Raw genomic sequence first — 12058 nt, 5'->3', positions numbered from 1 at the left:
TCAATTTATGGAACGGGGTGAATGGGAAGCGACTTTTATCAGCAATCAATTTTGCCGTATGCAGGGATCATTATCAAAATATGCAGAGCCTACACTCATAATCATGCGGATTTTGAAGATTATTACCAAGAAGTCTGTTTACAGATATGGCGAAGCCGAGCGAACTTCAATGAACAAGCGAAATGGTCTACATGGGTTTACAAAGTCGCACTCAATGTGTGTTTAACTCATTTAAAACAGCACAAGCGTGGAGAAAGGCGATTTGCATCAGATGCATTATCTGAACTCGAATTCGACGAGGTAAAAGCATTTGACTCAGATGAAATTAATCAACTTTACAACGCAATAAAGCATCTATCTGAAATTGATAGAGCGGTGATATTGCTGTATTTGGAAGAAAAATCCTATGCCGAAATTGCGGAGATAATTGGCGCGAGTAGCAATAGCATTGGTGTTCGAGTTTCGCGAATTAAAGAACGCATTAACAAAATTATTCATCAGACGGGGTGAGTGTATGAGCAAATCAATCGAAGCGATGTGGAAACAAGGGTTTGTCAATGAAGGTGAACTTTCCGCGCCAAAAGTTAATGATTTATACAATCAAAAATCGCAAAATATTGTCGATAAGCTTCAAGCGATGTTTGCGTTAAATATCAAAGCGATCATCATCGGCTGTGCGGTGATGTTCGTTGTGATGACGATGATAGGTGCGCCGTTATTAGGTGGGTACATTTGTTTGTTAGTTTCTCCGCTTATTTATATCGCAAAGCGAGAGTTGAACAAATCGTATGATTTATCGAAAGGGCAGAGTAGTCTAGATTATCTACAGAATTTTGATCTTTGGCTAAAGAGCTCGATTGCAGCATATGGGGCGTATTATCGTGTTGCATACCCTTTGTTGTATCTAGGTATGGTGACGCAAGCGATCGTAAGTCAAGCAGGTCACAAGGTTTTGGCTCTGTGTTTGACCCAACTTCCAACGGACTATGTTCTCTTTGATGTGCCGTATTACCTTTGGTTAGTGATACTCTTGGTGTTTGTTGTCGTTGTTCGTTATTCAGAGGCTATTTATCGCTTTGATCTCAATGTGGTTTACGGTCGACAATTCAAAAAGCTAGAAGAATTAATAGCAGACATGCGGGAGCTTAAAGGCGTATAAAGTGACTCGAAGTGCCATCGTGCAAAGGCACACAGGCTATGCACTTCGTTTGGCAGGAAATCTATCTCAAATATAGGGAAAGCGAATGAACACCAAAGACATTTTTTTAGCATTGTTGGTGGTATTGATCTGGGGAGTAAATTTTTCATTCATCAAAGTGGGGCTTCAGGAACTGCCACCGATTCTTTTTTCTGCCTTGCGTTTTGCGGTGGTAGCACTTCCTGCGGTGTTATTTATACCGTTTCCTAAAACATCGAAATGGAATGTGATTGGCGTAGGTATGTTTTTAGGAGTCTTCAAGTTTGGTTTATTGTTTATTGCCATGAAATCGGATGCGTCCGCGGGTCTATCGTCACTCATCTTGCAAGCCCAAGTGTTTTTCACCATCGTGCTCAGTGTGCTGTTTCTTAAAGAACATATTGCGAAAGTACAAATCGCAGGTATTGGTATTGCCGTGATTGGATTTAGTTTTTATATGTTTAATGCAGGGGGAAATATTACCGTACTCGGTTTGATGCTGATTTTATCTGCTGCTTTTTTCTGGGCGATTGCCAATGTGATGATGAAAAGAATGCAGGGAGTAAATCTGTTTCACTTTATAATTTGGGTGAGCTTGATACCACCTTTGCCACTGTTGGCGCTATCTTTGTTAATGGAAACATCCAATCCAGTCGAGGTTTTACTGTCGACTTCTATGAAAACATGGGGAGCATTAGCCTATGTTAGCTACATTTCGACTCTACTTGCATTCGCCCTTTGGGGAGCGTTGCTTAAAAATTACTCAGCAGCTTCGGTCACTCCGTTTGCATTATTAATCCCGGTGGTCGGAATGTTGACCTCCAACATTATGCTTAACGAAAGTTTAGAAACCAGTGAAATTGTTGGTGCATTGATGATTATGTCCGGACTCGTTATTTGCGTGTTGGGGAAAAGGTTATTGGCACTTTTGGTGGCGCCAAGCTTGCAGAAAAACTTGGGTTAGCGCCATTTCATTGATTTGGTGCTTTGCACGAAAGCATAAAATTGGCGCCAGTTGTCTAAAGGTAGAGGACTACGTGACCGCATTTAGCGAGTTCAAACGGTATTGAACCTTTTGCTCTGCTGCGTAACATACTGTTTTTAGTCCGAAGCTGTACATCAAAACAAGCATGCAAACGCCAAGTGCAGGGCCAAATTCGTGCTCTACATTTTCGATATTTACAGCTATGGCAACGTCACCAATAAACGCGGTGAATATCGACATCAACACGGCAGTATTACCCAACACGCGATAGAATTGCTTTGCATTTTGCATCTGTAACGAACTCAATGCGAGCTCGTCATTATACAAAAGTGCAAAAGCATTTTTCATGTCTTTGACCGATGTGACGCCAATCGCAAATAAAATTGCAGGTGGAAACGTCAATATGAGCGATGGCAAATCAGCAAAAGTATCGCCGATGCTGCCATCAACACTGAACCACAACGCCATGTATGACATTGCAGAAAACACGAATAAGCTTAATACGAACATAAGTATTCCTTTTTTAGTTTGCCAAATATATTGATTTGACGTACGAAGTACCTGCTTTATGTACCACTGAGTTGCGCAAGCTTGGTTGCTAAAATGAAGTAACTGAAATTCTTCGGCCAAGTCTCCGAGCAAAGGCTCTTTAAGTTCTTCCGGTAGTGACCAGCGTAAAAAGCGTTCGGCGAGTTTGGGTGGTTGTTGATAATTAGCCAAAAAAATCTCCCTTTAATTGGAAGGAGAGTCCTTGCCATAAATTAGTTAACGCATCCTTTGAACGTTTCAATGCCTGAAGGCCATCAGCGGTCACATTAAAGTATTTTTTTGCTCGACCACCTCGTTCGCTGGTCGATTCACCTAACATACTGGTTAAAAGCCCTTTTTTCTCGAGCCTATCCAATGTGGTATAGAGTGCGCCAATAGAGACGTCACGTTGAATGGTTTCTGCTAACAATTGCCGAATGGTGGCACCATAGGCATCTTGCTTTAGTCGAGCAATAGCGAGCAAGACCATCTGTTCAAATTCGCCAAGGTACTTTTCTTTTTCATTCATAATAATTACTACATTGTAGAGTATATATTGAGTGTAATTTGCACTTTAAGTGAATGCAAGGGTTTAATCTACAAAGTAGAGTAAATTTTATTGAAAAAGATGTGGCCTGTTTGAAGCAAAGCTGCGTCTATGTCTATGTCTATGTCTATGTCTATGTCTATGTCTATGTCTATGTCTATGTCTATGTCTATGTCTATGTCTATGTCAGCTGTGTGGTAGGGGGCGATTGAAATGTTCAACACTCATAGCTTCGTCGACATATTTGAAATGAGTTTAGGTAATAAATAATGCTCAAGTTTTGAGCTTTGTAGCCGATAATGAGACATAGCTATTGTCATCTAAAGGACTGAGATGAAAATTAACTCACCAAACCTTCCCAATGTGTTGTTGCCAAAATCGGATACCGCACCCTCGTCAACTACGCTTGATGAGATGTCTCAGGCTGCCCGCAATTTCCAACAAACTACCGAATTAGATAAATACAAAGAATTCGAGAATGCGCCTGTTATTGCCTATGAAGATCCATTTAAAGGTCGCAATGCATCATTGCAGCAGTATTCTCGTTTTGTTGGTATGAGGCATTATCGAATTCAATCGAGTGCGATTGAAATGGGTAACCCGAACAAAGAGCGAACCTACCAATATGGTGATTTAACCGAAGCCGACGACATTAATGCGTTCTTGGATCAGCTTGAAAGGCTCAGTGGTGACCAAAAACTAATGTTTGAGCATGTGAAACCAACGAAAGAATTACTCGAGTTGGCGACTAAGTTGACCGATGAAGAACTTGGTCAACTTGCGGAGTTTATGGTGGAAGTGTCGCAGTATGATTTTTTGCAAAATAAAAGTAGCAAATTAGCGGAACGGCTTATTCCCGCGCTCAATGATCTCTCTGCGGACGCCTTAAGGTCTTCAATTGGCGCGATGAAGTCGCTCCTTGAAAATGGCCAATCATATAAGAAGAATCCTCCGCCAGTTGGGCTAGATGATCGAGGATTAGAAAATGTATTGTTCACTGCAAGTGAAGATGGCATGGATTTTAAGGCTGGTTATTTAGCGGCGAACGCAGACACGGAGTTGTCCAAGCGCTACGCCGAGCTTTTAATCACAGGTAAAATGTCAGACGAGCAAACCGTCCAATTCAATACACATCTTTCTCAAAGCTCGTTTGAACAGACTAGGGGCATTGTTGATATGGCAAGTCTTATTAAGACACATCAGATTGATGACATGTTGGCTATGTTTAATGACGTCGATAAAGACTCGGAACAGGATTTATTTGCGTACCTCGGTGAACAAGTGAATTATCAAGCGCATCGACAATATTACCAAACCGAGTCAGGTGACTATGTTGCTCAGCAAGACGATATCGCTTCCGAATCCGACCGCCGTAGCCTCTATAAAAACGTGCTCAAAGCGTATAATGAATTTGGAGTAGGCTGGATTAATGACGCGTTGAAGGAAATGGAAGGCTCTCCAGCTCAAATACAAAAAGAACTTTGGAGTAAGTTACTTGCGGATAAAGACGAGATGCCAGAGCAATTCTCTAAGTCCGATGCACTTGAGCAGTGGGCTGTGAACAATGTAGATAATGGAGAGTCAAAGTTTCATTTCAATCAAGTGATGAAAATCCACGAGTTCAATCAAACTCGATATTTTCCAGAGCGTCTTGGGACACTAACGTTTTATGCAAGTGGTAACCTGTCGATTGTCGAGGGGAGCACTTCAAAAGAGAACAGCAATCTCTAATAAATAAGAGACTGTCATTCGAAGTTTACCTTGGCTTATCAAGGCAAACAGGGATCGCTGAATTTGAAGGCGTAGGTGGTTGGAATATTTAACCGAAGTGGTCTGGGCGTGACAACGGTCGAAACTAAATGAGTAGGATCGGTATCGGATACTCATATCAAATCGAGCCTTTGAACTAACGCAGACTGTCGCGCAGGTTCTAGGTGGTAATGCTAAGTTGAACTCTGTTTTTATCATGCTCATTTGTGAGCGCTTTTGGCGTTATCTGGGGTCCGTTAATTGAATGCCACTAGCCTGCCTGTTATAGTTTTTTAAACACATACTGGACGAACCTCATTTGCTCGACGCAATCGCTCATCTAACTCAAGTTGTTCATCGCTACAGTGCATTAAGTAAAGAGTCGCTTGGACTTTACTTGGATGCGTGCAAGGTGAAACATCTAAAGAAAGGTCAATTATTATACCGGATCGGAGAGATACCAACGAGTTTTGCTTTTATTCACCAAGGGTTGATGCGAAGTTATGTCGTGGATGAACGAGGAAATGAATTTAATAAAAACTTCTTTGCTGAAGGTCGATTTCCAGGCTGTATGTCTGCTCTTTTGCAAGGTACGCCAACTTTGCTTGCAATCGAGGCACTCGAAGACTGTGTACTCATTGAAATTGATTTTAAGCTATTTCGATCCGCATTACTTACCAAACCCGACCTTATGATCTATCAGATTAATTACCTCGAAACACACTGGTTGTTGGAAAAAGAACAAAAAGAGATTGAATATTTACAGTTCGACGCCAAACAGCGTTATCTGGCGTTTTTGGATACCCATAAGGCAATAATTTCGCGGTTAACGCAATACCACATTGCGAGTTACTTGGGTATTACACCAACTCAGCTAAGTCGTGTCCGTAAAGATTTAAAATAAGTCCGTTGTCTCAACATATGTAAATGCGTTGTCGATTGCTTAGGCGCTAAACTCGTTACTTACTCGTACTCTACTTGGAGTCTGTTATGACGTTTCTTTGGCCTATTGCGTTATTTGCGGGGAGTTGTATTGCTGTGCAAGCGGCAATGAATGCGAGGCTCGGACAACATTTCAATAATGCTTGGCTTGCCACAAGCTACGCATTTTTAACGAGCTTTCTACTTATTGGGTTTGTGCTAATCGTCACTCAATTTAAGTCTCTTAGTGCTCAGTTTGAGCAGCTTCAAACAAGTGCAATTCCTTGGTATCTGTGGCTATCTTGCTTTTTGAGTGTAATTGGCGTTGGCAGCATGTACTGGCTCATTCCCAAAATGGGTGTAGGCAATTTAATGAGCTATGCGTTAACAGGCCAACTGTTGATGGCAATGTTGATCAGTCACTTTGGTTTGTTTGATTCGCCTCAAAAGCTGCTCTCTACAACAAAGCTTGTAGGTGCTACCCTGCTAATCTTTGGCATTCTTTTGATAAACAAAGAATAGCCTCGAGCTGGTGAAATGGACAGAGTAATCAAGTTAAAGCCAATTTTTAAAATTGGCTTTAACAGTCAACCTGAAATTATGGTTGAACTACCGTTACATATGGGTCCCAGTTAATTTCTTTTATCAACTGTGAGCCTTTGTATACTTTTACCCAAAACGTATAAGCTTCAATTTGTGATGTACCCGGATCTGGGCGACCAGGTAGGCGAGCAGTTGCTTGAACGTAAGGTTGGTAGCCTGTAACTCGTTTTACAGGCACTTCACCATCGTCGTTCATGCTGATGGCATCACTCTCATACACGTAGACGTCCATATCACCTTGAAATGCAGTCCAATCTTTTAGTAGGGTATTGTTATTCCAGTCGTGTTCCGCTGAAATGATCACCGCGTAGTTTTCTGTACTGCCTTCTGGCTGTACTACTTTTGGAAATGCTGACCATCGAAGTACATCGTCATTATCTACACGTACACTCAATTCATACGAACCTTGAGAATTGCTTACAATAATATCTGGTGACGCAAACATATTAACAGCAGTATATGCTGCAGCCCCGTTTTCGATGCTCTCACAATCGACTACAACTTCAATGCGTTGAATTGCCATAATTTTTCCTTAAAGGTAATTTCACGTTGTTTTACCAATCCCCTTTACTCCGTGGGTATCAGCAAAACGGATATACAACTACATTTATGTGTTTGAATAATACGAGATAAAAATACGGTTATCTAAATGTAAAATTCGAGTTAATAGTAACGGTGAATTTGAATTCCGCAAGGTCATGTTTTAAAAAAATTGGCAAATTTTAGTTTTATAATTCCGTACATCCTTGGTTTTTGGATTGAATCTTCAAAACAATTTAAGTTAATGCATTTATAAGTTTTCTCTATTTTTGAGTGATCTAGTCAGTTTCTTAAAGGTGTACCCCGATTTGAATTTGATAAACAGTCTATAAATCAGCATGAACGTGTTTATTTAGGCTAGTTATTGGTGGGTGAGTATTTCATCTATCCACCGTATCTTTAATTTGTCATCGTTGCGATTCATTACATAAAATTACAAACAGTATCAATAAATGAACGATTCCTGACAGTGAATTACTTTTAGCGCAAGTATGCTGCTTGTAATTCAATAAAAAAGGAATTCAAATGAAAACATCTTTTCACTTAGTCGCACTCGGTATTTCCGCGTCGTTGTTATCCGGTTGTTTTTCCGGAAACCACAAACCGGACATACAAGTAGAACGGCCAGATCTTACACAGGTTGTAACTAGCCAAGCTGTGCTTATCGCGTCGGTTACAGACAAAGACAATAACCTTACTGAGATCCGCTGGCAGCAAGTGAGTGGACCTACTTCGGCCATTTTACATGTTGAAGGCAAACAGGATCAGAGTATCGAAGTCGACCTGCCAAATATCCCCGGTACGTATACGTTTAAAATTACGGCGGAAGATAAATTCAAGTCAAAAAGGGAAGCAACCTTTACAGTTAAAGCTCAAAGTGTTGAAGAGATTATATTTCCAAAGTTAGATGAACTACTGAAACTAAATTTTGAATCTGCAAATGCAAAGACGATAAATATGTCCGCCTTGATTGATTTTAATATCCCTAACGTTATTTGGCGCGGTGCTTTAGGTGAGACGCATCACGGAACAGGCATCCCGATGACAAGCGACCAGCAATTTCGAATTGCCAGTATTTCTAAAACGTTGTCAGCAGCGGTTGTTTTTAAACTGATAGAACAGGGTCGATTATCGTTAGATACAACCTTGGCGGAGTTAATTACTAATGAAGACATGCCAAGTGGATTTGTTGTGGATGACTTCTACGATGATGGACAACAAAAATACGGGGGTAAGTTAACGGTAAGACAGCTACTAGACCAAACATCAGGACTAGATGACTTTAATTCCTATCTAAGTGAACCCGATTCACCTGATAGTAGGGCGATACTGGAAGTATTATCAGGTGAAGATATGAACGTACCTGATATTTGGCATGCCGATTTGATAATCAAAGAGTTTCTTGAACGCGGCATGACAAGAAATCGAATTCATAAACCGGGTGAGGCTTACAACTACACCAATACTAATATCGATTTGCTTGCATGGGCTATTTCCAAGTATCTCAATAAGCCTTTTGAACAACTGTTACACGAGATGGTGTTTACACCACTCAATATGTCTATGACTTACATGGATTTTCACGAAGCTAAAGTGGGCGAAGGCCCTGTCGACCATTATTTCTACATTCCGATTGAGTCATGGATAGCGCCTATACTTTCGGGTAATCATAATATACTTGAATTGGGGGTAAATACGTCATTTATCTGGGCGGGTGGCGGGATCATTTCTACTTTGGATGATTTAAATCGTTTTTTTAAAGCGTTAAAAGACCAAACCTTTATTACAGAGCCTGCGCTTAATCAAGCACTTCAAAGTCACTGGATTGACGTGTCTGATGGTACCGGTGATAAAAGCTACTACGGTCTAGCTCTTGAAAAGGAAGTGTTTGCAACTTATTCGGTTGTTGGTCACTATGGATTTTGGGGTTCAAGTGCGGTGAACGTCGATCCCATTAACATTCGAATTGTAAGCTGGATTGGTCAAGCCAACACAGAGGTGTTTTTTAACTTTGAGCAACAGGCCATTAAGTATATTCAAGACTTAGGGTTTAATGGTAAACAACCCAAACAAAACTGAGTAATAAATTGAAAAGCCACCTCAATGTGGCTTTTCAAGTTTGCTTATTTCACTTCAATACGAACCTGCGTATTGTTAGACGGTAAATCAACAGTGCCTTTTGAGCCTACTGCTTTATAGCCAGAGCCTCGAACTTTGCGAATGTAAGTAAAATTACCTTTTGTAGTATTATCTAATTTCCAACCTGTACGTGTATCAGAGAAATAATTGATATCACCACCAAAATAAGGTTTACCATTATTTCCGTTAACTAGAGCTCCTTGAACATGCCAACCCCATTTATCGGTAAGGTAGGTTGCAGCGGAGTAATTATGGTTCGTCGCTGTAAGAGTATTAATTTGAATATTGTTCGCACTTTTAATATTCATATCTTTTACATATCGAGAACCTTTTGTTGGGTCAAAAGAAGTGCTTTCGGTAAATAATATTCGAACCCCGCCAGCTGTGCCTTTTTCTTCTGCAACAATATCCTTCATGTAAATGTAGGTCCCTTTTGCTTCCGAATTGTATACTAACGTTCTTGGGTCGTTCTCAAGTAGAGGAAGTGTAAGTTTTTCACCTTTGATGTTATACCAAACAGTAGGGTTGAGTGTATTAGAACGGATGACGTGAATATTTGCTCGTCTGTCCAAATTAAAATTTGGATGGTAGTTATAAGCGACATAGAATTCTCCATCGTCATTGGTATCGCTTACTGCATAATGTCCACCTTCAACTAACTTCCTTTCAGTACCGTTATTATCTACCCATAGTGTTCTTACTGAACTGGTTCCTACATATTCATATCGAGTAAATATGGCGAGTCTATTAGCTGAATGGTCTAGGTGTAGTTGTGGATAAGACTGATTAAAATCACCGTGATTTGGTGCCCCTTTCAATTTTTGAAAGTCAGTTCCATAAGGTGCTGTTGATTTATACAGATGTCCGCTTCTGTATTTGTGTCCGAGGCCCCTTGACGAGAGTTGCACATACACATAGCCATCTTTGTCAACGTCAACAACCGCGTTGGTATGCGGATCATTCCAGTTGTATTCAGTATGAACTTTGACTTTTTCATTGTAGTTTTTTACTAAATAAGTAACGAGGTTTCCATTTTCGTTATTTGAAAAAACTTCAAAATGATTACTGTTTTTTTCAACAGCAACAGGAATGTGCTTATAAGTATATGTTCCTGTCGCGCCGCAGTATTTTGGAACGCCATTGTAAAGTTGTTGATCTAGACAAAAATAACTTGATTGGTATCCGCTGTCATAGACGTCGATGTTGGTAGCTAATACTTGACCAGATGACATTAGCGCGGCCATTGCAAAAATTGAATGCTTCATAAATTTCCTTATAGTGCATTACGTAAATGAGTTTTAGGATGGGTTTGCTAAAACAGGAACATGTTGGCGGTGTTTGTATTTGTTGTCAATATCATGTTTATTTTATGTATCAAAATGAGTTGGCGAAAGAGTGGATTCTTACGAAGCGAAAGTAGACTTAAACAATACAAAACACTCAGAAATGTCTAACGAACTATGTCGATAGGCTTTGTAATTATCATTGCAAAGCAAATTCGAAATGGTCCGTTAAACATCTGAATTTATATAAATCGCATTTTAATGCAGTTTCATTTTCGGTCTGACACTTCTCATCAACTTTTCACATAGCCACAAACCGACTGTTTTAACTGGCCCATGAATTGCGCTTTGATGCATACGATATAGTGAAACGTACATGAGGCGAGCGAGTTTTCCTTCGACGTACATCGAGTTGCCAGTCAAATTGCCCATTAGGCTACCAACAGCACTGTAGCGGGCCAAATTGACTAAAGAACCGTGGTCATGATATTGAAAAGCGGTGAGCGATTTTCCATTCAGTTTTGCGACAATATTAGCTGCAAGATTACTTGCCATTTGATGTGCAGCTTGCGCTCTTGGGGGTACAAAACTACCGTCTGGTTGTTGACAAGCGCTTGCGTCGCCTAATACATAGATGTGCGCAGTTCCTTTAGCTTGGAGATATTCATCTACTAGAATTTGGTTGTTGCGAGTGAATTCGAAACAATCCATCGTTTTAATAAAGTCAGCTACTTTAACGCCAGCAGCCCAAATCATTAAATCGGCACCGATAGTTTCGCCTTGTTTAGTGATGAATCCCGTTTTGGTTGCCTCACTTACTTGCGTACCTTCAAGCACAGTTACACCGAGGTTTTTTAGTTCCTTACGCGCCGCATCACTGATCCGTTTTGGTAACAGAGGTAAAATACTTGGGCCAGCTTCAATTAGTCGAATGCTCAGTTTGGTACTTTTAAACTCGCTCATCCCATAATGTTTCAGTAATTGAGAAACGTGAATAAGCTCTGCACTCAGTTCTACACCTGTTGCACCTCCGCCGACAATTGCAATGGATAAATGGTTCGACGATTCAGGCTCTTCGCTGGCCATTTGGTGAACACGGGTAAATCGGTCAAGAAGGGCGTGTTGAAAGCGCTCGGCTTGGGATTGTGAATCTAGGAAGTAGCAATATTGGCTTACACCAGGAGTATTAAAATCGTTGCTGACACTACCCACAGCGATAACTAATTCATCATATCGAATATGGCGCGGAGGAATAAGCAATTGACCGTTTTCATCGAGAAGTTGATTGAGAGTAATGGTCTGAGATTCTGCGTTGAGTGCATTAAATTCACCCAAAATAAATTGAAAGCCATGTTTTGCGGCATGAGCTGAGTAGGATACGCCATCAAGACTGGTGTCGAGAGAACCTGTCGCAACTTCGTGAAGTAACGGTTTCCAAATGTGCGTACGGTTTTTATCAATAAGTGTAATGGTTGCGCGTTGGGACTTTCCTAATTTATGTCCTAATTTCGTGGCGAGCTCTAAGCCGCCAGCACCACCGCCGATGATGACAATATTAGGATGCGTGTTGATCATGATTGTGCCCT

12 protein-coding genes are annotated in these 12058 nt (G+C 40.7%); 7 read left to right on the top strand and 5 right to left on the bottom strand.

Features of this window, described 5'->3' with window-relative positions; translation table 11 throughout:
• The first annotated feature begins 21 nt into the window (after positions 1-21).
• From J5O05_RS05145 to J5O05_RS05135, 3 genes are all read left to right on the top strand, one after another.
• Entirely contained in the window at positions 22-510 is a 489-nt protein-coding gene (locus tag J5O05_RS05145) for an RNA polymerase sigma factor (protein ID WP_208843886.1), read from the top strand.
• 4 nt (positions 511-514) lie between these two features.
• Positions 515-1159 (top strand): hypothetical protein, encoded by a 645-nt coding sequence (locus J5O05_RS05140; protein ID WP_208843885.1) that lies wholly within the window; start codon positions 515-517, stop codon positions 1157-1159.
• An 85-nt stretch (positions 1160-1244) separates the two neighbouring features.
• Complete coding sequence (locus J5O05_RS05135) at positions 1245-2141, top strand: EamA family transporter (RefSeq protein ID WP_208843884.1); 897 nt, start codon at positions 1245-1247, stop codon at positions 2139-2141.
• 69 nt (positions 2142-2210) lie between these two features.
• Here J5O05_RS05135 and J5O05_RS05130 read toward each other — a convergent pair whose 3' ends face one another.
• On the bottom strand, positions 2211-2882 hold the full coding sequence (locus J5O05_RS05130; RefSeq protein ID WP_208843883.1) for a hypothetical protein: 672 nt from the start codon (positions 2880-2882) through the stop codon (positions 2211-2213).
• Positions 2875-3219 (bottom strand): PadR family transcriptional regulator, encoded by a 345-nt coding sequence (locus J5O05_RS05125; RefSeq protein WP_208843882.1) that lies wholly within the window; start codon positions 3217-3219, stop codon positions 2875-2877. Before J5O05_RS05125 ends, J5O05_RS05130 begins: the two co-directional genes overlap by 8 nt.
• 351 nt (positions 3220-3570) lie before the next feature.
• Here J5O05_RS05125 and J5O05_RS05120 point away from each other — a divergent pair, with 351 nt between their 5' ends.
• From J5O05_RS05120 to J5O05_RS05110, 3 genes are all read left to right on the top strand, one after another.
• Positions 3571-4968 (top strand): hypothetical protein, encoded by a 1398-nt coding sequence (locus J5O05_RS05120; RefSeq protein ID WP_208843881.1) that lies wholly within the window; start codon positions 3571-3573, stop codon positions 4966-4968.
• A gap of 337 nt (positions 4969-5305) precedes the next feature.
• Complete coding sequence (locus tag J5O05_RS05115) at positions 5306-5890, top strand: Crp/Fnr family transcriptional regulator (RefSeq protein ID WP_208843880.1); 585 nt, start codon at positions 5306-5308, stop codon at positions 5888-5890.
• Positions 5891-5976: 86 nt separating this feature from the next.
• Positions 5977-6429 (top strand): DMT family transporter, encoded by a 453-nt coding sequence (locus tag J5O05_RS05110; RefSeq protein WP_208843879.1) that lies wholly within the window; start codon positions 5977-5979, stop codon positions 6427-6429.
• A gap of 76 nt (positions 6430-6505) precedes the next feature.
• Here J5O05_RS05110 and J5O05_RS05105 read toward each other — a convergent pair whose 3' ends face one another.
• Positions 6506-7033, bottom strand: a complete 528-nt coding sequence (locus tag J5O05_RS05105; protein ID WP_208843878.1) for an AidA/PixA family protein — start codon at positions 7031-7033, stop codon at positions 6506-6508.
• A 542-nt stretch (positions 7034-7575) separates the two neighbouring features.
• On the opposite strand from J5O05_RS05105, the gene J5O05_RS05100 reads away from it, so the two are divergent.
• Entirely contained in the window at positions 7576-9129 is a 1554-nt protein-coding gene (locus J5O05_RS05100; protein ID WP_208843877.1) for a serine hydrolase domain-containing protein, read from the top strand.
• A 44-nt stretch (positions 9130-9173) separates the two neighbouring features.
• On the opposite strand, the gene J5O05_RS05095 is transcribed toward J5O05_RS05100, so the two are convergent.
• Together J5O05_RS05095 and J5O05_RS05090 are read right to left on the bottom strand one after the other, a co-directional pair.
• Positions 9174-10454 (bottom strand): hypothetical protein, encoded by a 1281-nt coding sequence (locus J5O05_RS05095; protein ID WP_208843876.1) that lies wholly within the window; start codon positions 10452-10454, stop codon positions 9174-9176.
• Between the two features lie 276 nt (positions 10455-10730).
• Positions 10731-12047, bottom strand: a complete 1317-nt coding sequence (locus J5O05_RS05090) for an NAD(P)/FAD-dependent oxidoreductase (RefSeq protein WP_208843875.1) — start codon at positions 12045-12047, stop codon at positions 10731-10733.
• Positions 12048-12058 lie beyond the last annotated feature (11 nt).

This window comes from Pseudoalteromonas xiamenensis, assembly GCF_017638925.1.
GTDB classification, from domain to species: Bacteria; Pseudomonadota; Gammaproteobacteria; order Enterobacterales; family Alteromonadaceae; genus Pseudoalteromonas; species Pseudoalteromonas xiamenensis.
This window is presented reverse-complemented; position numbering and strand designations above follow the sequence as displayed.